24 protein-coding genes are annotated in these 22735 nt (G+C 40.8%); 17 read left to right on the top strand and 7 right to left on the bottom strand.

Annotated elements, in window-relative coordinates; translation table 11 throughout:
• Positions 1–11: 11 nt before the first annotated feature.
• From dnaG to CHI10_RS18505, 7 genes are all read left to right on the top strand, one after another.
• Positions 12–1829 (top strand): DNA primase, encoded by a 1818-nt coding sequence (gene dnaG, locus CHI10_RS18475; RefSeq protein WP_095245661.1) that lies wholly within the window; start codon positions 12–14, stop codon positions 1827–1829.
• An 89-nt stretch (positions 1830–1918) separates the two neighbouring features.
• A complete protein-coding gene (rpoD, locus tag CHI10_RS18480; RefSeq protein ID WP_095245662.1) occupies positions 1919–3043 on the top strand; it encodes an RNA polymerase sigma factor RpoD in 1125 nt (374 codons plus the stop codon).
• A gap of 70 nt (positions 3044–3113) precedes the next feature.
• Positions 3114–3644, top strand: coding sequence for a hypothetical protein (locus tag CHI10_RS18485; protein WP_286137479.1), 531 nt, complete (start codon positions 3114–3116; stop codon positions 3642–3644).
• Positions 3645–3747: 103 nt separating this feature from the next.
• Complete coding sequence (locus CHI10_RS18490; RefSeq protein WP_095245664.1) at positions 3748–4887, top strand: acyl-CoA dehydrogenase; 1140 nt, start codon at positions 3748–3750, stop codon at positions 4885–4887.
• 206 nt (positions 4888–5093) lie between these two features.
• A complete protein-coding gene (gene cccA / locus CHI10_RS18495) occupies positions 5094–5459 on the top strand; it encodes a cytochrome c550 (protein ID WP_095245665.1) in 366 nt (121 codons plus the stop codon).
• Positions 5460–5608: 149 nt separating this feature from the next.
• Positions 5609–6316 (top strand): tRNA (adenine(22)-N(1))-methyltransferase, encoded by a 708-nt coding sequence (locus CHI10_RS18500; protein ID WP_095245666.1) that lies wholly within the window; start codon positions 5609–5611, stop codon positions 6314–6316.
• Positions 6313–7428, top strand: a complete 1116-nt coding sequence (locus CHI10_RS18505; RefSeq protein WP_095245667.1) for a Nif3-like dinuclear metal center hexameric protein — start codon at positions 6313–6315, stop codon at positions 7426–7428. Before CHI10_RS18500 ends, CHI10_RS18505 begins: the two co-directional genes overlap by 4 nt.
• A 60-nt stretch (positions 7429–7488) precedes the next feature.
• On the opposite strand, the gene CHI10_RS18510 is transcribed toward CHI10_RS18505, so the two are convergent.
• Both CHI10_RS18510 and vrrA read right to left on the bottom strand, forming a co-directional pair.
• Positions 7489–8439 (bottom strand): 4-hydroxy-3-methylbut-2-enyl diphosphate reductase, encoded by a 951-nt coding sequence (locus CHI10_RS18510; protein WP_095245668.1) that lies wholly within the window; start codon positions 8437–8439, stop codon positions 7489–7491.
• Between the two features lie 167 nt (positions 8440–8606).
• Positions 8607–9185: a VrrA/YqfQ family protein gene (gene vrrA, locus CHI10_RS18515; RefSeq protein ID WP_095245669.1), complete on the bottom strand. Its 579-nt coding sequence runs from the start codon at positions 9183–9185 to the stop codon at positions 8607–8609.
• Positions 9186–9503: 318 nt separating this feature from the next.
• Here vrrA and CHI10_RS18520 point away from each other — a divergent pair, with 318 nt between their 5' ends.
• Both CHI10_RS18520 and CHI10_RS18525 read left to right on the top strand, forming a co-directional pair.
• Positions 9504–10814 carry a DEAD/DEAH box helicase gene (locus CHI10_RS18520; RefSeq protein WP_095245670.1) on the top strand — a complete coding sequence of 437 codons (1311 nt, stop codon included), beginning with the start codon at positions 9504–9506 and terminating at the stop codon, positions 10812–10814.
• A gap of 24 nt (positions 10815–10838) precedes the next feature.
• A complete protein-coding gene (locus CHI10_RS18525) occupies positions 10839–11732 on the top strand; it encodes a deoxyribonuclease IV (protein WP_095245671.1) in 894 nt (297 codons plus the stop codon).
• 67 nt (positions 11733–11799) lie between these two features.
• Here the strand turns inward: CHI10_RS18525 and CHI10_RS18530 are convergent, their stop codons facing one another.
• Positions 11800–12054: a DUF2624 domain-containing protein gene (locus CHI10_RS18530; RefSeq protein WP_035332728.1), complete on the bottom strand. Its 255-nt coding sequence runs from the start codon at positions 12052–12054 to the stop codon at positions 11800–11802.
• 160 nt (positions 12055–12214) lie between these two features.
• Between CHI10_RS18530 and CHI10_RS18535 the strand changes: the two genes are divergently transcribed.
• From CHI10_RS18535 to zur, 3 genes are read left to right on the top strand one after another with little or no spacing between them, the layout of a single operon-like run.
• Positions 12215–13009, top strand: coding sequence for a metal ABC transporter ATP-binding protein (locus CHI10_RS18535; protein WP_095245672.1), 795 nt, complete (start codon positions 12215–12217; stop codon positions 13007–13009).
• Positions 13006–13848 (top strand): metal ABC transporter permease, encoded by an 843-nt coding sequence (locus CHI10_RS18540; protein ID WP_095245673.1) that lies wholly within the window; start codon positions 13006–13008, stop codon positions 13846–13848. Before CHI10_RS18535 ends, CHI10_RS18540 begins: the two co-directional genes overlap by 4 nt.
• A gap of 54 nt (positions 13849–13902) precedes the next feature.
• Positions 13903–14313 (top strand): zinc uptake transcriptional repressor Zur, encoded by a 411-nt coding sequence (gene zur, locus CHI10_RS18545; protein ID WP_035332694.1) that lies wholly within the window; start codon positions 13903–13905, stop codon positions 14311–14313.
• Positions 14314–14340: 27 nt separating this feature from the next.
• Here zur and CHI10_RS18550 read toward each other — a convergent pair whose 3' ends face one another.
• A complete protein-coding gene (locus tag CHI10_RS18550; protein WP_095245674.1) occupies positions 14341–14925 on the bottom strand; it encodes a hypothetical protein in 585 nt (194 codons plus the stop codon).
• Positions 14926–15110: 185 nt separating this feature from the next.
• On the opposite strand from CHI10_RS18550, the gene CHI10_RS18555 reads away from it, so the two are divergent.
• Positions 15111–15575: a DUF4190 domain-containing protein gene (locus CHI10_RS18555; protein WP_095245675.1), complete on the top strand. Its 465-nt coding sequence runs from the start codon at positions 15111–15113 to the stop codon at positions 15573–15575.
• Positions 15576–15643: 68 nt separating this feature from the next.
• Here CHI10_RS18555 and ispG read toward each other — a convergent pair whose 3' ends face one another.
• From ispG to CHI10_RS18570, 3 genes are all read right to left on the bottom strand, one after another.
• A complete protein-coding gene (gene ispG, locus CHI10_RS18560) occupies positions 15644–16756 on the bottom strand; it encodes a flavodoxin-dependent (E)-4-hydroxy-3-methylbut-2-enyl-diphosphate synthase (RefSeq protein ID WP_179289082.1) in 1113 nt (370 codons plus the stop codon).
• 117 nt (positions 16757–16873) lie between these two features.
• Positions 16874–17203 carry a hypothetical protein gene (locus CHI10_RS18565; RefSeq protein WP_095245677.1) on the bottom strand — a complete coding sequence of 110 codons (330 nt, stop codon included), beginning with the start codon at positions 17201–17203 and terminating at the stop codon, positions 16874–16876.
• 143 nt (positions 17204–17346) lie between these two features.
• A complete protein-coding gene (locus CHI10_RS18570; protein WP_095245678.1) occupies positions 17347–18117 on the bottom strand; it encodes a DUF1189 domain-containing protein in 771 nt (256 codons plus the stop codon).
• Positions 18118–18382: 265 nt separating this feature from the next.
• On the opposite strand from CHI10_RS18570, the gene CHI10_RS18575 reads away from it, so the two are divergent.
• The 4 genes from CHI10_RS18575 (at position 18383) to CHI10_RS18590 (ending at position 22707) form a co-directional block, all read left to right on the top strand.
• A complete protein-coding gene (locus tag CHI10_RS18575; protein WP_483294963.1) occupies positions 18383–19990 on the top strand; it encodes a Na/Pi cotransporter family protein in 1608 nt (535 codons plus the stop codon).
• A 61-nt stretch (positions 19991–20051) separates the two neighbouring features.
• Positions 20052–20534, top strand: a complete 483-nt coding sequence (locus CHI10_RS18580) for a DUF456 domain-containing protein (RefSeq protein ID WP_095245679.1) — start codon at positions 20052–20054, stop codon at positions 20532–20534.
• Between the two features lie 197 nt (positions 20535–20731).
• Positions 20732–21340, top strand: a complete 609-nt coding sequence (locus CHI10_RS18585) for a superoxide dismutase (RefSeq protein WP_095245680.1) — start codon at positions 20732–20734, stop codon at positions 21338–21340.
• A gap of 149 nt (positions 21341–21489) precedes the next feature.
• Positions 21490–22707, top strand: coding sequence for an MFS transporter (locus CHI10_RS18590; protein ID WP_095245681.1), 1218 nt, complete (start codon positions 21490–21492; stop codon positions 22705–22707).
• Positions 22708–22735: the final 28 nt, after the last annotated feature.

Here is a 22735-nt window from a genome sequence, read left to right on the forward strand (position 1 = left end):
GAGTTGTTCATATGGCAGAACGGATCGCCGAGGAGAAAGTAAATGAGATTCGGCAAGCTGTAGATATTGTTGATGTCATTGGCGACTATATCCAATTAAACAAGCAAGGACGCAACTACTTTGGGCTTTGTCCTTTTCATGGCGAAAATACTCCTTCCTTTTCTGTATCACCCGAAAAGCAAATCTACCATTGCTTTGGATGCGGAGCAGGAGGCAATGCGTTTTCTTTCTTAATGGATTTAGAAGGATATTCTTTTCAGGAAGCCGCATTAAAACTCGCTGAAAAGGGAAATATCAAGCTCGAAATTGATGCGGCATCCGCAGCATCAGCAAAATCAATGCCTGTGGATATACAGCAGATGATGGAAGCCCATGAGCTTCTACGTAAATTTTATCACCATCTGCTTGTAAACACAAAAGATGGTCAGCATGCATTGGAATATTTGCTTAATAGGGGCTTTACAATGGAATCAATCGAGAAATTTCAAATCGGTTATTCATTAAAGTCCTGGGATTTTGTCTTCAAGTTCCTGACTAAAAGAAAATTCCCTGAAGGCGTTATGGAAAGAGCAGGACTGATCATCAAAAGGGAGAAAGATGGGAACTATTTTGACCGCTTCAGAGATAGAATTATGTTCCCGATTTTTGACCGCAGCGGAAATACGATTGCTTTCTCAGGGAGATCCCTTGGGGCCGATGAGCCCAAATATTTAAATAGCCCTGAAACAGCAATCTTTAATAAAAGCAAAACTTTATATAATTTTCATTTGGCGAGACCGCAGATTAAAAAATTGCAGAGGGCCGTTCTTTTTGAAGGGTTTGCAGATGTAATCGCCGCTGATCGTGCTGGCGTCGGCAATGGTGTTGGTACGATGGGCACTGCTTTAACTGAAGAACATGTTGCTTCCTTAAGAAGAAATGTTCAATCAATCACGATCTGTTATGATTCCGATAATGCCGGTATCGAAGCCGCATACCGGGCAGCAAACCTGCTAACGGAAGCAGGCTGCCAGATCAGAGTGGCACTGATGCCTGACGGCTATGATCCGGATGATTATATTAAAGAATACGGCGAAGAAAAATTTCGTCATGATGTAATCGAATCCAGCATAACCTTTATGGCATTTAAACTTCTTTATCTCCGTAGAGGCAAAAGGCTTCAAAATGAAGGAGATAGGCTCCTGTATATCGAAGAGGTATTAAAGGAAATCAGCCGGCTTGATAAAGCGGTGGAAAGAGACCATTATCTTCGCCAGCTGGCAAATGAATTTTCACTTTCTCTGGAAGCCTTGAAAGAGCAGCAAAAACAGGTTTATTACACGGAGAAGAGAAAAAGCAGCCAGAAGGGCAAAGGTGCTTTCGAGCCTCAAAAAAGGCTGCAGACACCCAAAAGGGCTGATAGTCTTAAACCCGCTTTTCATACAGCGGAAAGAAGGCTGATTGCCCACATGCTCAGGAATAGTGACATAGCATTTAAAGTTCAGGATATGCTTCAGGGAAATACATTTAACATCGATGAACACCAGGCTATTATTACCTATCTTTTAGGTTTTTACGAAAAAGGCCATACGCCTGATCCTAGTGCATTCATAAATTTCATAAATGATGAAAAGCTTAAACGTATTGTGGTGGATATAGAAATGATGTCCATAAACGATGAAATAAGCGAACAGGAATTATCAGATTACCTTAAACAGGTGTTGAATTATCAAAAGATGTTAAAAATAAAGGAAAAATTAAATGAAGAAAAGGAAGCAGAACGCCAAAAGGATTATGCTAAAGCGGCTTTAATCGCAATGGAAATTCTTCATTTGCGAAAGTCACTATAAGAAGGCTGTGTGCCTTAAATAAAAGTTATGGAATTAGCACCACCTAAGAAGATTTAGAATGTGTTTGATTTTTGAAAGGAGGGGGACATATGGCTGAAAAGTCGGCCCGTTCAAAAGAGGTTGATACAGAATTGACCCTTGAACAAGCGAAAGATCTATTAGTTGAAATAGGAAAAAAGACAGGTGTCCTTGCCTATGATGATATAGCAGAAAGATTGTCTCAATTTGAACTTGATTCCCACCAGATGGATGAATTCTACGAATTCCTCGGAGATCAGGGTGTTGAGTTAGTTGGAGATAATGAAAATGCAGATCCAAATGTTCAGGAACTTGCAAAAAATGAGGAAGAATTTGATCTTAATGATTTAAGTGTCCCTCCGGGTGTGAAAATTAATGATCCTGTCCGTATGTACTTGAAAGAAATTGGACGTGTTGATTTACTCTCCGCAGAGGAAGAGATTGCACTTGCCAACCGCATTGAGGAAGGCGATGAAGAAGCTAAAAGACGCCTGGCAGAAGCGAACCTCCGATTGGTTGTGAGTATTGCGAAAAGGTATGTAGGACGCGGAATGCTGTTCCTTGACCTTATCCAGGAAGGGAATATGGGACTGATAAAAGCGGTTGAAAAATTTGATTACCGCAAAGGATTCAAGTTCAGTACGTATGCAACATGGTGGATACGCCAGGCCATTACAAGAGCGATTGCTGACCAGGCCAGAACAATTCGTATTCCTGTCCATATGGTGGAAACCATCAATAAATTGATTCGTGTTCAGCGCCAGCTTCTTCAGGATCTTGGCCGTGAACCAACACCGGAAGAAATTGCTGAAGATATGGATTTAACTCCAGACAAAGTAAGAGAAATTCTTAAGATTGCACAGGAACCTGTTTCATTAGAAACACCTATCGGTGAGGAGGATGACTCCCACTTAGGTGACTTCATCGAAGATCAGGATGCCACTTCTCCTTCGGAGCATGCGGCATACGAGCTTCTGAAAGAACAGCTTGAAGATGTTCTGGACACACTGACAGACCGCGAAGAAAACGTTCTGCGTCTTCGATTCGGTCTTGACGATGGCCGTACAAGAACTTTGGAAGAAGTCGGCAAGGTATTTGGCGTTACCCGCGAACGTATTCGCCAAATTGAAGCCAAAGCCCTAAGAAAGCTGCGCCATCCGAGCAGAAGCAAACGTTTAAAAGACTTTTTAGAATAAAAAATAATTGCCAGTGGATAGTTTACTTCTTACAATGGAAGTAAACTATTTTTTTTGACAGGATGTGCTTGTGTTGGAAGAAAACAGAAAAAAAATCATTGTTAACGAGCTGCTGCATTGGAAAAAGAGCCGAATGCTCCCTGACCATTATTGTGACTACCTGCTAGCTCTTTACACCGAAGGAAGTCAGCCGAAGGATATAAAAAAACGTAAAAATACAGTGGTTTTGTATCTTGCCAACCTTTTCCTCCTGTTGCTGATTCCAATTTCTGCTTTATTAATTTATTTTACTGAATTGTCTATTACTTTGCAAACCGTCATTTTAATTCTTTTCATTTCTGCGTGTATTTTCTTACTTTTTTATTTTTCTAAAAAAGTAAAAATGATACATATACCCATCATATCAGGAGCGTTGATTTTACTAATGGGATCTGTTGATTTTGTATCGGTGTTATATCCAGGAAACGAGGGAATTCTTTATGTTTGCCTAGTAATTAACTGTATTCTTTGGCTGTTCCTGGGATTGAAATGGAATTTTATCTATCTATGGATATCAGGGGCTTTGGGCTTTCTTTTACTAATTATTTCTATATTCATATAATAAAATATTTTAAAAAGTTTTTAAATGTTGAGAAAACTCTAACATCCCTTATATAATAGTAATGAAAGCGTATACAACTTTTGTTCTTATAAGGGGGATTTACATGAATTTTGACTTAACTGCAGAACAGAATATGATCCTTAAAACAATCAGGGAATTTGCTCAGGAAGAAGTTGCACCGGGAGCTTTGGAAAGAGACCGCACAAAGGAATTTCCTGTAGAAGTATTTAAGAAAATGGCTGACCTTGGCTTGATGGGACTTCCTTTTCCCGAAGAATATGGCGGCGCAGGGGCAGATACAGTAAGCTTTGCAATTGTTACAGAGGAGTTGAGCAGGGCTTGCGCGTCAACTGGAATCACTTATTCCGCGCATATATCACTTGGCGGAGCACCGCTTTATTTATTCGGGACCGAAGAGCAGAAGAAAAAGTATCTGGTGCCTATCTGTACAGGTGAGTCTTTTGGAGCTTTCGGGCTGACAGAGCCTAATGCAGGATCAGATGCTGGCGGTACCAGAACAACAGCCGTCGAAAAAGATGGTGAATATATCATTAATGGTAATAAATGCTTCATTACGAATGCCAGCTATGCGAAGCATTTAGCTTTGACTGCTGTCACCGGTGAAGTGGATGGAAAAAAAGAAATCAGTGCGATTATTGTTCCAACGGATGCAGAAGGATTTACCGTTATCGATAATTATGAAAAAATGGGACTCAATGCCTCAAATACAACTGAACTGGTGCTTGAAGACGTACGCGTTCCGACTGAGCACTTGCTCGGCAAAAAAGGCGAGGGCTTTAAACAGTTTTTAATCACATTGGATGGAGGGCGTATTGGTATTGGGGCAATGGCTTTGGGGATAGCGCAGGCTGCTTATGACAAAGCGCTTCAATATGCAAAGGAGCGCCAGCAGTTCGGCCGTTCTCTCTCAAACTTCCAAGCTATTCAGTTTAAACTTGCAGATATGGCGATGAAAATTGAATTGGCACGAAATATGGTCTACAAGGCTGCTTGGCTGAAAGATCAGGGGAGACCATTTGCCAAAGAAGCTTCCATGTGCAAGCTCTATGCCTCTGAAATCTGTATGGAAATCGCCGAACAGGCTGTTCAGATCCACGGCGGATACGGCTATATGAAAGAATACCATGTTGAACGCTATATGAGGGACGGTAAGCTCACTGAAATCGGTGAAGGCACCTCTGAAGTACAAAGAATGGTCATTGCGCGCCTTATTGGATGCTAAAACTGTATTTCGTATGACATGAACGAGATATGCAGGTGAAATAATCAGCAAAAACTCCATCCTCAAGGTGGAGTTTTTGTCCATTTTATGAACAAGATTTGACAAAGTTTACAATAGGGCTTTTCCTTCTGTCTTTTTTAAAGTAAAATAGAGATTGTTTGTATACTTACTTAAACTGAATGTGCTTACATAAGGGAGGTTAAATCATGAATCGCAATCCAATAATTCCATTTGTGTTAATTATGGTTTTTGGTGTGGTAGCAATGTTCCTAGTTTCTTTTAAAGGTCTTGGCGATATGGAAGAGCTTGCAAAAGAACAGGAAGGCGGCGGTGCTGAAACTGAAGAAACTGCTGCTGCGAACCCTGAAGAAATTTACCAGAAGAGCTGTATCGGATGTCACGGTGACCAGTATCAAGGTGGAGTTGGTCCTGCTCTAACAGGTGTAGGCGATCGTTTATCACAGGATGAGATCGCAGATATCGTAGTAAACGGTAAAGGCTCAATGCCTCCAGGATTAGTGCCTCAAGACAAAGCTGCCGAAATGGCTGAATGGTTAGCAGGCCTTAAGTAATATCTATAATGAAAGTCCTTTGCATATGTAAAGGACTTTTTTTATACTATAAGAAAGGCTATCGTAAATTGACGATAGCTTTTTTAGCTTTTGCTCAAGAAGAGCAGGCGCTATGCGCTTTTTACAATACATAAATAAGTGGTGACAGAATGAATACTGAAAAATTATCAAATAGGCTTGAAGCTGTAACAAATTATATCCCCTCAGGTGCACGAGTAGCTGATATAGGCTCAGACCATGCATATTTGCCATGCTATGCAGTAAAGAAAGGGATTGTCCCTTTTGCTGTTGCTGGTGAAGTGGTGGAGGGTCCCTATCAATCCGCAAAAAAACAGGTGAAAATGGAAGGACTCGAAAATCAGATCTCCGTAAGAAAAGGAAACGGGCTTGAAGTGATTAGCCCAAATGAAGTTGACTGCATAACCATTGCAGGCATGGGAGGAGCTTTGATTGCGAGCATTCTTGAAGAGGGGAAGAGTAAGCTTGCTTCTGTAGAGAGGCTGATCCTCCAGCCGAATTTAAGTGCCATCTCGATTAGAAGCTGGCTGATTGATAATGGCTGGGAGCTAATAGCCGAACAAATCCTTGAAGAAGACGGAAAGATTTATGAAGTCCTTGCTGCTGAAAAAGGAGAGCCATTAAAACCCTACAAGAATAAAGAACAAGGTTTACTGATGGGACCTTTTCTTATGGAGCAAAAATCAGCCGTATTTCAAAACAAGTGGCTTGGTGAAAAGAAGAATTGGGAGAGAATCCTTTTGCAGCTTGAAAAAGCAGCATATTCCAGTGAAACAGAGAAGAGAAAACAGGAGTTAAAGCGGAAAATTAAAATGGCAGAGGAGGTATTGATGCAGTGAAAAAAATAAATGGACATGAGATTATCCAACTATTTGAACAGTTTTCCCCTAAAGGGTATGCGATGGAAGGAGACAAAATTGGCCTCCAGGTAGGCAGGCTTAACACTCCAGTTGAAAATGTCATGGTTGCTCTGGATGTTCTGGAAGATGTAGTTGATGAGGCGATTGCAAGGAATGTTCAGTTGATCATAGCTCACCACCCCTTAATCTATAGACCTTTGCAAAAAATTCCCACTGATACTCCATCAGGAAGAATTATTGAAAAGCTTATCAAACATGATATAGCTGTGTATGCAGCACATACAAATTTGGATATCGCCAAAGGCGGGGTTAATGATATGCTGGCTGATGCACTGAAGCTTTCCAATACGGAAGTCTTATATCCTACATATGAAACTGTATTGAAAAAGCTCGCTGTGTTTGTGCCTGAAGAAAATGCTGAGTCTTTAAGACAGGCTCTTGGAAACGCAGGGGCTGGTTCAATCGGCAATTACAGTCATTGCTCTTTTACGTCTTCAGGGACAGGGATGTTTAAGCCTGGAAGTGATGCAAATCCTCATATTGGCCAGCAAGGTGAGCTTGCGGCAGTTAGGGAAGTCTGCATTGAAACCATTTTTCCTGAACATATAGAAAAGAAAGTGCTTTCTGCGATGTTCAAAAACCATCCTTATGAAGAAGTTGCCTATGATATTTATAAGCTTGAAAACAAAGGTGAAGTTCTGGGACTGGGTAAAATTGGAGTAATTGGCGAGATGACTCTGGGGGAATTTGCGGAGCATGTAAAACAAACACTTGAAGTGGAGAGAGTTCGTGTAGTGGGCGACCTTTCTTCAAAAGTGAAAAAAGTTGCTGTTCTTGGGGGAGATGGAAACAAGTACTTTATGTCAGCAAAGATGAAGGGTGCTGATGTATATGTGACGGGAGACATGTATTATCATGTGGCACATGACGCTATGATGACGGGCCTGAATATTGTTGATCCCGGCCATAATGTGGAAAAGGTAATGAAAAAAGGAGTCACCCAAAAATTAGCTCAGATGTGTACAGAAAAAGGGTATAACGTATCCATTTTTCCATCTGAAGTTCATACAGATCCCTTTAAATTTGTCTGAAAATCAAAAGAACCGGCTTCCCTCAGGGACCGGTTCTCTTTATATGCACTTCCGTTTTTCTTATAACTTTGCTGGCTTCTTTACTTTCGGAAGTATTTTATTTAACGCCACTTTCTTCTCGCGTGACCATGTGGACTCATCAGCCGGATCATATTGTTCAAGGAAAGTAATAACTTCCTTTGTAATCGGTGTCGGGGTTGAGGCTCCTGATGTAACGGCAACAGTTGTAGCATCTTTAATCCAATTTACATCCAGTTCAGTAATATCAGCAATACGGTAGGCTTTTGTCCCCGCAATTTCTTCTGATACTTGTGCAAGACGATTGGAGTTATTGCTCTTAGGGTCACCTACAACGATCAATACATCGGCCTGGCCGGCTTGTTCTGCAACTGCTTCCTGGCGGACCTGGGTAGCCATGCAGATTTCTTTGTGGAACTCTGCGTGAGGGTATTTTTCCTTTATCTGATCCATTACATGGACAACATCCCACTGGCTCATTGTAGTCTGATTTGTCACCAGTATTTTATCAGCCTGTATGTTAAGTTCATTTACATCCTCAACAGTCTGTACTAAATGAACTGCATGAGGAGCCACTCCAACTGCACCTTCAGGTTCCGGGTGGCCTTTTTTGCCAATGTAAATGATTTGAAAGCCTTCCTTTTCCTTTTCCCTGATAAGATCATGTGTCCTTGTTACATCAGGGCATGTTGCATCAAGTGTCACAAGGCCTTTTTGTTTCGCTGCTTCCCGCACTTCAGGTGATATGCCGTGTGCTGTGAAAATGACAGTGCCTTTGTCGACTTTTTCCAGGATTTCTTTGCGGTCTTTTCCATCAAGTGTAACAATGCCTTCCTCTTCAAAAGCGTCTGTCACATGTTTGTTATGGACGATCATGCCCAAAATATAGATGGGTCTCGGCAAAGATGGATCAAGTGCAGCGTTCCTTGCAATAACCATTGCATCCACCACACCGTAACAATACCCCCGAGGAGAGATTTTTATGACGTTCATCGGTATATCCTCCCTAATTAAAAGCTTATATATGAATTGAACTGAGTCCTGTATCTAAACGGAAAAACTCCATATTGCACCTCTATTATATAAGAGATAAACCGATAATACAAAAGTGTAATTTTTCTTACGGAAAAAGAAAAAAGAATGCCCCGGCATCCTTTTCTTTAAATATATAATTTTGGTTTAGAAATGCCTTCTGCTGATGATCGCCTGGCAGCGGGCTGTTCCATATCCTGTTCCTTTTTGATGTTTTTTGGCCTTGAATTCTGTTTCTTTTTTTCTGTATTTGCCTGAGGAGATTCCGCTTTAGCTTCTGAGGCTGTCTCATCAGCTTCAGGTGCATCCTTTATGCCTCTATAAAGCTTCCACATGGCAGGAAGGTTCCTGACCAGCGGTCCATACTGCTGAACCATGGGCCCGAACTGCTGTGCTGTATTTAAGACCTTTTGAGTGTTGGTTAAAAAGCCGTTTATGGAAGATGGGTTGCTTATTGCCTGAAGGATGCCTCCGCCTGCTTGTGAGCCCCCTGCAGCTCTTGCAGCGCCCATTCCTGTTCCAGGCTGGGCATTTCCTTTTCCTAATATTTTGGAGAGCAATCCGCCTCCTCCTCGTTTCATTCCCGGAGGACCGCCCATCATAGGACCGCCCATCATTGGCCCCATGGGAGGTCTGCCCTGCATCGGGGTCATAAAAGGATGGGGATGCATCCCTCCGCGCATAGGGGGTCTTGATCCTGGCATCATATTCATTTGCCTCCTTTCACTGCATATTTCTGATTCTTAAATTAAAATTCATATTATAAAGTATGCGTTTATCCCATTTTGGTTTAGGCATTATACAGAAGAAACCGATTTTATTTATTAAAATCACCTAAAAAGCTCATCATAAAAATATAAATGCCTGTTTGAGTGGTTATTTACAGGAAACTTTATTATAATAACAGGATGTAAGAAAAGCTCGGAACCAGCAAGTTGCAGTTGATACTAGTAGATCTTACTCACTAATTTATGTTTCGGTGCAGCCTGAACCCAGGCGAATCTGGATAATTGAGGAGTTTTTATATGAACGAAACGAAATTCGACCGATTTAATTTTAAGCCATTTATTATAGAAGCGGTTAAAGATTTTGGCTTTTTTGAGCCGACAGAAATTCAGGAAAGAATGATCCCTGCCGTGCTGAAGGGTGAAAGTGCAATAGGACAATCACAGACAGGTACAGGAAAAACGCACTCATATGTGCTTCCTATTCTTCAAAAAGTTGATCCTTCCCGCCAGGAGGTTCAGGCTATTATTACAGCTCCAACCAGAGAGCTTGCCAATCAGATATATCATGAAATTCTTAAGGTTACAGAGCATTGCCCGGAGGGAGAAGAAATAACAGCACGCTGCTATATTGGCGGTACGGACAAGCAAAGAACCATTGAAAAGCTTAAAAAACAGCCTCATGTGGTTGTAGGCACACCAGGTAGAATCAATGACCTTGTCAAAGAACAGGCATTGTTTGTGCATACTGCCGAAATCCTTATTGTGGATGAAGCAGATTTAATGCTTGATATGGGGTTCATTGAAGATGTTGATCAGATTGCAGCAAGGATGCCGGAGAAGCTCCAGATGCTGGTTTTCTCAGCTACCATTCCAGAGAAGCTGAAGCCTTTCCTAAAAAAATACATGGAAAATCCTAAATATGTTCACGTGGAGCCTAAGCAGGCCACAGCAGCCAATATTGAGCACTGGCTTCTGCCATCCAAACACCGCAATAAAGTGGAGCTGGTCTACCAGGCACTGACTTCCTTAAATCCATACTTGGCCATTGTTTTCACCAACACCAAGAAAAAGGCAGATGAAGTGGCAGATGGATTAATCAGCAAAGGCCTGAAAGTCGGACGTATCCACGGGGACCTTAACCCGCGTGAAAGAAAGAAAATGATGAAGCAGATTCTCGACCTTGAGTTTCAATACATTGTGGCTACAGACCTGGCTGCCCGGGGCATTGATATACAGGGAATCAGCCATGTAATTAACTATGAGCTTCCAACTGATCTTGATTTTTATATACATCGGGTTGGGCGTACAGCGCGTGCAGGTTTCTCAGGAATTGCTGTAACAGTGTATGAGATTTCCGATGAGGATGCATTAAACAGGCTTGAAAAAATGGGGATCGAATTCAGGCACAAAGATCTGCAAAAAGGTGAATGGACAGATCTGGATAATCGCAACAAGCGGAAAACAAGACAGAAACAAACAGATGACATTGATAAAAAAGCCGCTTCATTGGTGAAAAAACCGAAAAAAGTAAAACCGGGCTACAAAAAGAAAATGAAATGGGAAATGGACAAAATAAAAAAACGCGAAAGAAGAATCAAGCGTAAATAAAGAATCAAAGGGAGAGGTATTGTCATGCTGAAAATTGGATCACATGTTTCCATGAGCGGGAAAAAAATGCTTTTAGCAGCAAGTGAAGAAGCTGTTTCATATGGCTCCAATACATTTATGATCTATACAGGAGCTCCGCAAAACACAAGAAGAAAAAAAATCGAAGATTTGAACATTGAAGCCGGACTGAAGCATATGGCAGAGAACGGGATTGCTGATATTGTTGTACATGCTCCATATATAATCAATATCGGGAATACTTCAAACCCTTCAACATTTGAATTAGGCGTTAATTTTCTTCGCTCTGAAATTGACCGCACCGAAGCGATTGGAGCTAAGCAGATCGTTCTCCATCCCGGTGCCCATGTTGGAGCAGGATCAGAGGCCGGCATCAAAAAGATCGTAGAAGGCTTAAATGAAGTCTTAAACGGCGAAGAAAATGTGCAGATCGCACTTGAGACCATGGCCGGAAAAGGGTCGGAATGCGGGAGATCCTTTGAAGAGCTGGCTATGATTATTGAGGGAGTCAATTATAACAACCACTTATCTGTATGCTTTGATACTTGCCATACACATGATGCAGGATATGACATTGTGAATGATTTCGACGGGGTATTGGAAGAATTCGATAAGGTTGTTGGACTTGACCGCCTGAAAGTTCTCCATATTAATGACAGCAAGAATGAGCGCGGAATGCGTAAAGACCGCCATGCAAATATCGGCTTCGGCCACATCGGCTTCAGCGCATTAAATTACATTGTACATCATCCTCAATTAAAGGATATCCCTAAAATTCTGGAGACTCCTTATGTTGGCGAAGATAAAAATAATAAAAAAGCCCCTTATAAACATGAAATTGAAATGCTTCGCAGCCAGGAATTCAATGAAAGCTTATTAGAAGCTATTACGGCTGTATAAACATAGTAAAAAGCTGTGCCTGGACTGCACAGCTTTTTTGCTTGAGTTAAGTATCATTAGTGAAGTTCTATTTTGTAAATTGCAAAAATAGCCTGTTTACTTCCCTTGCAGTTTCCGGGCCGGCAATCCTGGCAATTTCCTTTATGATTTTTGTCCTTTCACGGTCATCAAAGATGTTTACCTGCTTGCCTCTCAAATGATCTGCAATTTTCTGGGCCTGTGCTTTTGTAATCTGGATGTTGAACTGCTCTCCATATTTTAATAATTCATCTGCTGTTATATTGCTTAATTTATGATTAATGATGTTTTCGAATATTTTCATTTTCATCACTCCTCCTCAGTACTTTATGAGTGAAGAATGTGAATAGTGACAATAAGTTTTAAGATTTACTATAAAAAAGCATGTACCTTTACTTTAAATTGAGGTTCCTGTATACTGTGTTAGTAAATCGTAATGATTCTTAATATGTAAGGTGATAAAAATGGCACAGCCAATAATTGAAATAACTCATGTTTCTTATAGATATGAGAAAGAGAATGTTCTTGAGGATATCAATCTGACCATTAATTCAGGAGATTTTCTCGGAATTGTAGGTCCTAATGGGTCAGGTAAATCAACCCTTTTAAAGCTTATTCTAAATTTGCTTAAAGTGCAGAAGGGGAGCGTCAAACTGTTCGGCCAGGAAATCAGCCGATTTAAGGATTGGCAGAATATTGGATTTGTTTCTCAAAAGGCAAATTCATTTAATACAGGATTCCCGGCAACAGTCTTTGAAGTCGTTTCAAGCGGCCTTACAAAGAAGCTGGGGCTTTTTAAATTTATGGGCAAGGCCGATCAGGCAAAAGTTATGCATGCAATTGAATCTGTTGGCATGCATGAGTATGCAGGACGTAATATTGGCGAGCTTTCAGGCGGGCAGCAGCAGCGGGTCTTCATCGCCCGTGCATTGGTAAGCGACCCTAAATTATTAATATTGGATGAACCTACAGTAGGTGTGGATGTGAAAAATGTTCAGTCCTTTTATGAAATGCTGGATGATTTAAATAAGGAGCTGGGCATTACTTTATTGCTTGTTACGCATGATATTGGGACAATTTCTGATAAAGTCACTCATGTGGCTTGCCTGAATAAAAATTTGCATTTCCATGGAAATACAGCAGAATTCGAAAGCTTGAATATAAATGAAATGTCGGAAATCTACGGACATGATGTACATGTCCTGACACATAACCATGATCACCATCACCACCATCACGATAAAGGAGCAGGCAGATGATTTCGGGAATCCTTCAATATGAATTTTTACAAAATGCTTTTTTAACTGGAATGATCATCGGGATCATTGCGCCTCTTCTTGGTGTGTTTATTGTTGTGAGAAGGCTATCTTTAATTGCTGATGCTTTAAGTCATGTCACACTTGCAGGGATCGCTGCAAGCCTGCTGCTCGAAAAGAAATTTATCGGACTGAGCGGTTTGAATCCTTTGTATATGGGGATGGCTTTTTCAGTAGCCGGGTCGCTGTTTATTGAAAAGCTGAGAGCTGTTTATAAGCACTATCAGGAACTGGCTATTCCCATTATATTATCTGGCGGCATTGGGCTTGGAGTCATATTCATTTCACTGGCTGATGGATTCAATACAGATTTATTCAGTTATCTGTTTGGCAGCGTCAGTGCAGTAAGCCGGCTTGATTTATGGACTATTTTGATTATCAGCGTGCTTGTCATTGCACTTGTGGTCCTGCTCTATAAAGAACTGTTTTTGCTGTCATTTGATGAAGAGCATGCCAAGGCATCCGGAATAGCTGCTAAAAGTGTCCACTTCATTTTTATTGTGATGGTGGCCCTGGTAATAGCTGCTTCCATGAGAATAGTGGGTATTTTATTAGTTTCCTCCCTTATGACATTGCCGGTTGCTGCGAGCATCAGAATTGCAAAAGGATTCAAGCAGACCATTTTCCTGTCCATGCTTTTTGGTGAAGTATCAGTTCTGGGCGGATTGACAATTTCCTACTATATTGATTTGGCGCCGGGCGGAACAATCGTCATGATTGCGGTATTAATACTGATTGTAACAATATTGCTGAAAAAACTTGCGGGCATGAGGCCGGCATAAATGTGATTGAATTTCTATCCCGGATGATTTAAGAGCAAAAAAGAGGTGGAAAGAATGAATGTTGATGAAGCCATGCAGCTTTTAAAGGATAAAGGCTATAAGCATACGGGGAAAAGGGAAGAGATGCTTCAGCTGTTTGCTGACAGTGATAAATATATAACGGCTAAAGATGTTCTCGAGAAAATGAAAGATAATTACCCTGGACTAAGTTTTGATACCATTTACAGAAATTTATCGTTATTCGTTGAACTGGGTATTTTTGAAATGACAGAGCTGTCAGGCGAAAAACACTTCCGCTTTACGTGCTCTCATGATCATCATCATCATCATTTTATATGCCTGGATTGCGGAAAGACGAAAGAAATTGAAGTCTGTCCTATGAAACAGGTGCAGGAAAATCTAAAGGGATATGATGTTTCAGGACATAAGTTTGAAATATATGGGAAATGCCCGGAGTGTTTTTAATACTGGAACAAAAAAAGAAGCATGGAGCTATTTTTCCATGCTTCTTTTTTGCTGAAGCCAATCTTCTGCCCATGCATTGGCTTCCTTCCAGTTTCGGACTCTAATGACGCCATTGGGAAGGGGATCCTGATTATAGGGCGTATCGAATAAAATGACAGGAATTCCGCAAGCCTCATGGATCATGACCGCATTATCATGCTTGTCTTCCAAAAAGATATCCACCTCATACTTTTTGGCAGCTTCAATTTTATCATGGTTTCCGATCAGTTCGATATGATCAAACTCCAATGTGTTCTCTAAAAACCATTCTTCTGTTACTTGCTGCAGGTGAGAGCCCCTGGCACTTATAAAATACAATTCATGCTCCCGTTTCCATTTGGTCAAAACTTCTTTTGCGCCCTTCGCCAGGGGGGATTCTTTGTAGATAATGGGCTCATTTTCATAAAACCACTGTGCAAATTGTTCTTCTGAGATCGTTACTAAAGGTGTTAAATCATATTGCTTAATATCATTTAAAGTAATACTCAAATTAAATGCTTCATTTAAATATGGAACCATTGCTTCAGGGCTGGTAACCGTTCCGTCTATATCGATGCCAAAGCGCTTCTTCATTATAATAATCTCCTTTAATGCATATATCCCTTATCTTAACAAAAGTCATGGCCTTGCAAAAGAGTGTTGCAGTTCATGTTTGACAGTTAAACATTAACATCTTAAAAAAGCCTTTTATCGCAAACACTATAAATGCTCCATTAAGCAATATTTTTTTAGGAACACAGCAAAGAAAGAGAGGGATCATGATGGCAGACCGAGATCGCACCAATGAAGAGTATGACCTCCGATACAGTGAGCGAATTGGTGAAGCAGATGCAGCAGATTATTCAGAAGAAGCTGCTGCAGAAATAGCGGCGCCGGGTGTCTATGACAGGTCGCTTGATCGGGATGAGGAAATCGAAAAAGAAGCAGTTCAGGCCAATTATTCTGAGGAGACCTCTGCAGAAATAGCAGCACCAGGTGTCTACAATAGATCATTGGACAGGGATGATGAGAATGAAACCGCTGCAGCCGGCAGAGGAGTCGGTTATGCAGCCCTGGCACTTTCCATTTTATCTTTGTTTGTGCTGCCGGTTCTTTTTGGAGCAACAGGAATTGTCCTTGGTTTTATCGCAAGAAGAAGGGGTTCAGAAAGCCTTGGAGGCTGGGCGATTGCCATAGGAGCCATTTCCATTATTGTCGGTATGTTTATACTTCCGTTTTTTTAGAAAAAAAAAGCCTGGTTTCCAAATTTAATTTGGTGCCAGGCTTTTCTGTTTAATTTAATGTGTTCTTTCTATGGCTGCAGGCTTTCTGCCTGTGCTTTTTCTTCTTCCTGTTTTGCAAAATATTCTTCAGCGATTTTGTCGATTTCGATCTTTAGTTCCTCGACCATCGTTTCTTCCGGAACCTTCCTTACAATCTGGCCTTTGCGGAACAGAAGGCCTTCTCCGCGGGCACCGGCAATGCCGATATCAGCTTCCCTGGCTTCACCAGGTCCGTTAACCGCACAGCCCAATACAGCAACCTTAATGGGCGCTTTAATTTTTTGAATATATTCTTCCACTTCATTAGCAATGCTGATTAAATCAATCTCAATCCGTCCGCAAGTTGGACAGGAGATCAGTGTGGCAGCATTGGAGGATAAGCCAAACACTTTAAGAAGTTCCCGGGCAACCTTGACTTCTTCAACCGGGTCTGCACTCAATGAAATTCTTAATGTATTTCCAATGCCTTTGCTTAAGATTGCCCCGAGTCCGGCGGCGCTTTTCACAGTACCGGCAAAAAGTGTGCCTGATTCTGTTATACCTAAATGAAGAGGGTAGTCAAAAGCTTGTGAAGCTTTCTCATATGCTTCAATGGCCAAGTTCACATCGGAAGCCTTCATAGAGACGATAATGTCATGGAAATCAAGGTCTTCTAGGATTTTGATATGATGAAGGGCGCTTTCAACCATGCCATCTGCTGTAGGATATCCGTATTTCTCGAGGATCCTTTTCTCTAGAGAACCTGCATTAACGCCAATCCGGATAGGTATTCCTTTTGCTTTGGCAGCCTTGACGACGGCTTCCACTTTTTCTCGTTTGCCGATATTTCCGGGATTAATGCGGATTTTATCTGCTCCGCCCTCGATAGCCTTAAGAGCCAGCTTGTAATCGAAGTGGATATCAACAACAAGCGGTATGTTAATTTGTCTTTTTATATCTGCTATGGCATTTGCAGCTCTTTCATCAGGGCAAGCAACACGTACGATCTGACAGCCTGCTTCTTCCAGCCTTTTTATTTCGGCTACAGTTGCTTCAACATCATGTGTTTTTGTTGTGGTCATGCTCTGGATGAACAGCTCATTGCTTCCGCCAATTGTTAAAGGGCCAACTTTGACAGGCCTTGTTTTCGTGCGATGTATAATTTCACTCAATGGAGATTCGCTCCTTTTTATCTATTCATATAACAGCTGAATAGTACGCTGTTAGAGAAGGTCCACTCTATTGTATCAATGAACCGCTGATGTTGACAAGAATGATGATTAGTTGTCTTGACTATATTTTGGGAATTTATAGGTTTCGCCGGATTTTATTTCTTCTGGCTGCATTCCATTGTTCAATTCAGAGAAGTCTGATACAACCTGGTTTATGCCAACCGGAATTGGCCCATCAAGGTTTAGTTCAATTATGGAAAGAACTGTCTCTCCCGGATTGACCTTTTTCTCAAAAAAGCCTGCGTCTGTTTCTGCAGATGGAATTGTGCTGGCCTCCATAGACGGGTTTTGCCCAGATGGGAGTGTACCATGATTCAGGTCATAAAAGACTACGTAAATTACAAGGACTGAAAGCAATACTCCCGCAAGTTTCTTCATATTGGACAAACCTCCTGCAAATAGCATGTTTACCCAATATCTATGCTTGTCCTATTGTGCTTAGACCACTCATTTTATTATTCTGCAGACACAAGAGATTTATTTTTTTAAAACCCAAATAAAAAACGTGCTGGGTGCACGTTTTATTTGGGGTTATGAGCAGGAACTTCCTTAATGGCCAGCAGAAGAATAATAAGGGAAACAAGCCAGTTAATAATAGCCCCGTTTTGCACGGTGGTTTGCAGGGCTGACATAATAGCAAAGAAAATGGTCGGCAAAGTAATGCTGTAGGCGGACATACGCCATAACTGCCGGTATTCCAATTTTTTGGCAAGAATTTTTTTAATTAGAAGGCCTGCCAGTGCTAGCAGGGATATCTCAATAAATCGAATGCCCGCTGCAAAAATATAAATGACAATCCCTATTAAGGGAATAATAATCGGCATAAGGGATTCTGCAGAAGCAAGAAACTCGGAAAGATCCCTTTTGGAAATTGTGCCGCCCGACAGCATCGAGTAGGGATATGTCTGTTCCTGTCCTTCTGCACGTATATAGATTTCATTTGTTAATAAAGCAATCGTATTGCCGCTTTCGGTTAGAACTGAAGGGTCAACTGCACCTGTTGAATCAACAATGATTGTAAAGTCGTTCTTGCTGATGGTGACTGGTGCCTTTTCATCTGTGTGAAGCTGTCCATCTATTATTTCAAAATGGGGTAATTGATTGTCAATTGTTTCATCAATGGCATTTATTCCATTAATGATTCCTGTCCCGGAATAATATACGGTTGGCAAAACTGACAGAAGGGTAAGGAAAAACACATACAAAATAGTCTTGCCTATTCCCTGTTGACGAAATAAAGCTATATCTTTAGGAGAAAATAAGCTTTTATAAAACTGAACAAAAATATTCATTTGCACACACCCTTTTTGAGATTCACATTCTTATTTTAGCCAAATACCAAGATGTTACAAGTGATACACTCCATTGGTATAAAAGCAATAGCTTTTTCTGCTTGTAATGAGATTGTAATATTAGAGGGGAATGTTAAGGTATTGTAAATTCGGCTCTTATTATATTTACTTTTTGCTTGAATATCATTAATAATTGTATGGGGTTTGATGAATCATGTCGAATAAATTATAGGGGTTGAAAATTGTGGAACTTAATGTTCAGCAAATGCTTTTTGAATTTTTGGGAGGACTTGGAATCTTCCTTTATGGAATCAAATTTATGGGTGACGGGCTCCAAAAATCAGCTGGTGACCGGCTGAGAGATTTATTAGATCGTTTTACGACAAATCCGCTAATGGGGGTATTGGCGGGTGTACTTGTCACCATCCTTATACAAAGCAGCTCTGCAACAACTGTAATAACAGTTGGTTTAGTATCCGCCGGGTTCATGACTTTGCGCCAGGCGATAGGTGTTATTATGGGGGCTAATATAGGAACCACAGTAACTGCATTCATCATTGGTATTGATATCGGGGAGTATGCTCTGCCGATCATTGCCTTAGGCTCAATCCTATTATTTTTCTTTAAAAAACAGAAAATCCACAATATCGGGCAAATTGTTTTTGGCTTTGGTGCATTATTCTATGGGCTGGAATTAATGAGCGGAGGAATGAAGCCTCTTCGTACATTGGAATCCTTCCATGACTTGACGGTCAGCATGAGTTCAAATCCAGTTCTGGGTGTTGTTGTAGGAACAGTATTTACCGTAATCGTTCAGAGCTCGAGTGCAACAATCGGTATTCTTCAGGGCTTATTTTCTGAAGAACTGATCAATTTGGATGCTGCACTGCCGGTTCTGTTTGGAGATAATATTGGTACAACCATTACAGCTGTTTTAGCTGCTATTGGAGCGTCCGTTGCTGCAAGAAGAGCTGCCGCTGTACACGTACTGTTTAACTTAGTTGGTACAACCATTTTCCTGATTTTATTAAAGCCTTTTACATTCTTAGTTGAAACACTTCAGGGTAAAATGGATCTGAATCCTGAAATGACAATTGCTTTTGCACATGGAATTTTTAATACATCTAATACTCTTATTCAGCTTCCATTTGTAGCTGTCCTGGCGTGGATTGTGACAAAGCTCATTCCGGGTGAAGATGCGGTTACAGATTATAAAGCAAAGCATTTGGATCCTATGTTTATTGAACAGTCCCCATCGATTGCACTTGGACAAGCTAAGGAAGAAGTGCTCCGTATGGGAACATTCTCTGTACGCGGACTTGAAGAAACGGTTCAGTATTTAAAAACAGGCAATCAAAAACATTCCGATACTGCATACCAGCTAGAAGATGCAATTAATAACCTTGACCGTAAAATTACAGATTATTTAATTAAGCTCTCTACAAGTTCACTTTCTGCAAATGAATCTGCTGAGCACACAATGCTGATGGATACGGTAAGAGATATTGAGCGTATCGGTGACCATTTCGAAAATGTAATAGAGCTTATTGATTATAAACAGGCAAATAAAGTGTCCATTACTGATTCAGCCATGGCCGATCTGGAGCAAATGTTCAAATTAACCATTTCCACCGTGAAAGAAGCCATGCAGGCACTGGATCATAATGATAAAATTGCTGCAGAACATGTTGTAAAGAAAGAAGAAGAGATTGACAAGATGGAAAGAAAGCTCCGCAAACAGCACATCCTTCGATTGAATGAAGGAGTCTGCACTGGACAGGCCGGCATTGTGTATGTTGACATTGTCAGCAACCTGGAGCGTATCGGTGATCACGCTGTGAATATTGCTGAAGCTGTTTTAGGGGAAGAATAAGTGGTAAAATAAGCAAGGGATAATCCCTTGCTTATTTTACTTTAATAAAGAGGTGCTGATATTGGAGATAGTTTATTGGTCACTGATTATTCTGTTGTTTATTATCGCTTTTGCGGGTCTGGTTTTTCCAATTATACCAAGTGTGCTGTTTTTGCTGGGCGGTTTTATCCTTTATGGAATTCTTTTTTCTTTTGAACCGTTTAATTGGCTATTTTGGACGATTCAGGGGCTGTTTGTTCTTCTTCTGTTTGGAGCTGACTACGTAGCCAATATGATTGGCGTGAAAAAATATGGCGGTTCTAAAGCTGGTGTATGGGGAAGTACAATTGGCCTTTTAGCTGGCCCATTTGTCATACCTGTACTGGGAATCCTGATTGGCCCATTTCTCGGAGCGGTTATTGCTGAACTAGCAGTTAACAGGACAAACTTTAATGATGCATTAAAAATTGGATTTGGATCTGTAATCGGATTTGTCAGCAGTGCAGCAGCCAAAGCGGTAATCCAGGGAGTTATGATTATTTATTTTCTTTTTGTGGTTCTATAAATAAGCAAGCTCCTGCGGATTAAAAAAACCTAATTTGGATAATGTATATATGTAGCAAAGCATTTTGTTTGAAACAAAAATCCAACTTTGGTAATCTTAATCTAAAGACCTTAGAAACATTATAAAATCTGAATTTTATAAATGATTGAATTGTTTCAGGGGCTGACAAAAACAGATACATAGGGAGGAATTTTATTATGGCATTCGAATTACCGCAATTACCTTACGCTTACGATGCATTGGAGCCAAACATCGACAAAGAAACGATGAATATCCACCATACAAAGCATCACAATACTTATGTAACAAACCTTAACAATGCTTTAGAAGGAAACGAAGAGCTTCTTTCTAAAACTGTTGAAGAAGTGGTATCCAACCTGGATGCTGTTCCTGAAGCTGCCCGTACTGCTGTACGCAACAACGGCGGCGGTCATGCAAACCATTCTCTTTTCTGGCAGATCATTTCTCCAAATGGCGGAGGAGAGCCAACAGGTGAATTAGCAGATGCCATTAGCAGCAAATTCGGAAGCTATGACAGCTTTAAAGAAGAGTTCGCTAAGGCAGCTACAACTCGCTTTGGTTCAGGCTGGGCATGGCTTGTAGTAAACAATGGTGAACTTGAAGTAACAAGCACACCTAATCAGGATTCACCATTAATGGAAGGCAAGACTCCAATCCTTGGCCTTGACGTTTGGGAGCATGCTTACTACTTAAAGTACCAAAACCGCCGTCCTGAATACATCAATTCTTTCTGGAATGTTGTTAACTGGGATGAGGTAACTAAGCGTTACAGCGCTGCAAAATAATAAAACAAACAGAGCACGGCAGATTATATCTGCCGTGTTTTTCTTTTTCACATTGAATTTACGGCGGTTCTTGTGCAAATTTCTAAATCATTGCATAACCGCACTGGCTTTGTAGGAGACTACCCTTAGAACCAAAGGGGAGTTTTTTTATGAGCAAATTTAAAAAACTGATCGGTGATGTCGATTTAACAAAAGATTTAACATTGCTATTATTTATTGGCGGGCTCTATTCATTAAGTGCTGCCCTTTCAAACACGTTTGTTAATATCTATCTCTGGAAGCAGTCTGGTGAGTTCAGTGATCTGGCTTTGTATAACCTGGCCATCGTTGTTCTGCAGCCTTTGACTTTTATTCTGGCGGGGAGATGGGCGAAGAAGATTGATCGTGTCATTGTACTGAGAATCGGTGTGATTTTTTTAGCCCTTTTTTATCTGACCGTACTGTTTATAGGAACAAACGCCTCGAATTTCTTATTGCTTCTTGGGGCTCTGCTGGGGGTAGGGTACGGGTTCTACTGGCTTGCTTTCAATGTACTCACTTTTGAAATAACTGAGCCGGAGAATCGGGATTTCTTTAATGGCTTCCTTGGAATACTAACATCCGTTGGGGGTATGATTGGACCAATAGCAGCGGGTTTCATTATTTCAAGGATGGAAAAGTTCACCGGTTATTCCGTTATTTTCGGAATCTCCCTGACTCTTTTTTCAATAGCAGTTTTTTTAAGCTTTTTTCTTAAAAGGCGGCCTGCCGATGGAAGGTATTTATTTAGAAGAATCCTTGCAGAACGAAAAAACAGCCTGAATTGGCGCATGATTACCAATGCCCACTTTTTTCAGGGGCTCAGAGAAGGAACCTTTATTTTTGTCATATCAGTTTATGTATTTATTTCAACTGGCAGTGAACTGGCTCTTGGTACATACGGTTTGGTCAACTCAAGTATATCTTTTTTAGGGTATTACCTTGTGTCAAGACTATTAAAAAAGGAGTATCGGAAAAGAGCCATACTGATCGGCGGATTGGTACTGTATGCGGCCATATTTTTTATCGTTTCTGATGTCACCTATCCTAAGCTGCTGATGTATGCTGCTGCGATTGCTGTAGCTTATCCTCTCCTCCTGGTGCCTTATATCTCATTAACCTATGATGTCATTGGCAGAGGCTGGAAGGCTGCGGAGATGAGGATTGAGTATATTGTCGTCAGGGAAATCTTTTTAAATGCAGGCCGTATAGTATCGATTTTAGGTTTTTTAGCTGCGGTCACTTTTTTTCAGGAAGAAAAAAGCATCCCTATTCTTCTCCTGATAATAGGAGCCGGGCATTCCATCATTTATTTTTTCGTCAGAAAAATTCAATTTCAGTCTGCATGAGAGAGGAAATCCTCTCTCTTTTTTTTAC

The sequence above is a fragment of the Bacillus sp. 7894-2 genome, assembly GCF_002272225.1.
Lineage (GTDB): Bacteria > Bacillota > Bacilli > Bacillales > Cytobacillaceae > Cytobacillus.

Excerpts from the sequence above, each read along its gene's own strand:
- CHI10_RS18525 (WP_095245671.1), top strand. The coding sequence starts at position 10,839 with ATGCTGAAAATTGGATCACATGTTTCCATGAGCGGGAAAAAAATGCTT.
- CHI10_RS18510 (WP_095245668.1), bottom strand. The coding sequence starts at position 8,439 with ATGAACGTCATAAAAATCTCTCCTCGGGGGTATTGTTACGGTGTGGTG.
- vrrA (WP_095245669.1), bottom strand. The coding sequence starts at position 9,185 with ATGATGCCAGGATCAAGACCCCCTATGCGCGGAGGGATGCATCCCCAT.
- CHI10_RS18520 (WP_095245670.1), top strand. The coding sequence starts at position 9,504 with ATGAACGAAACGAAATTCGACCGATTTAATTTTAAGCCATTTATTATA.
- CHI10_RS18550 (WP_095245674.1), bottom strand. The coding sequence starts at position 14,925 with ATGAAGAAGCGCTTTGGCATCGATATAGACGGAACGGTTACCAGCCCT.
- CHI10_RS18540 (WP_095245673.1), top strand. The coding sequence starts at position 13,006 with ATGATTTCGGGAATCCTTCAATATGAATTTTTACAAAATGCTTTTTTA.
- zur (WP_035332694.1), top strand. The coding sequence starts at position 13,903 with ATGAATGTTGATGAAGCCATGCAGCTTTTAAAGGATAAAGGCTATAAG.
- dnaG (WP_095245661.1), top strand. The coding sequence starts at position 12 with ATGGCAGAACGGATCGCCGAGGAGAAAGTAAATGAGATTCGGCAAGCT.
- cccA (WP_095245665.1), top strand. The coding sequence starts at position 5,094 with ATGAATCGCAATCCAATAATTCCATTTGTGTTAATTATGGTTTTTGGT.
- CHI10_RS18490 (WP_095245664.1), top strand. The coding sequence starts at position 3,748 with ATGAATTTTGACTTAACTGCAGAACAGAATATGATCCTTAAAACAATC.
- CHI10_RS18590 (WP_095245681.1), top strand. The coding sequence starts at position 21,490 with ATGAGCAAATTTAAAAAACTGATCGGTGATGTCGATTTAACAAAAGAT.
- CHI10_RS18575 (WP_483294963.1), top strand. The coding sequence starts at position 18,383 with ATGCTTTTTGAATTTTTGGGAGGACTTGGAATCTTCCTTTATGGAATC.
- rpoD (WP_095245662.1), top strand. The coding sequence starts at position 1,919 with ATGGCTGAAAAGTCGGCCCGTTCAAAAGAGGTTGATACAGAATTGACC.
- CHI10_RS18500 (WP_095245666.1), top strand. The coding sequence starts at position 5,609 with ATGAATACTGAAAAATTATCAAATAGGCTTGAAGCTGTAACAAATTAT.
- CHI10_RS18565 (WP_095245677.1), bottom strand. The coding sequence starts at position 17,203 with ATGAAGAAACTTGCGGGAGTATTGCTTTCAGTCCTTGTAATTTACGTA.
- CHI10_RS18555 (WP_095245675.1), top strand. The coding sequence starts at position 15,111 with ATGATGGCAGACCGAGATCGCACCAATGAAGAGTATGACCTCCGATAC.
- CHI10_RS18570 (WP_095245678.1), bottom strand. The coding sequence starts at position 18,117 with ATGAATATTTTTGTTCAGTTTTATAAAAGCTTATTTTCTCCTAAAGAT.
- CHI10_RS18535 (WP_095245672.1), top strand. The coding sequence starts at position 12,215 with ATGGCACAGCCAATAATTGAAATAACTCATGTTTCTTATAGATATGAG.
- CHI10_RS18585 (WP_095245680.1), top strand. The coding sequence starts at position 20,732 with ATGGCATTCGAATTACCGCAATTACCTTACGCTTACGATGCATTGGAG.
- CHI10_RS18530 (WP_035332728.1), bottom strand. The coding sequence starts at position 12,054 with ATGAAAATATTCGAAAACATCATTAATCATAAATTAAGCAATATAACA.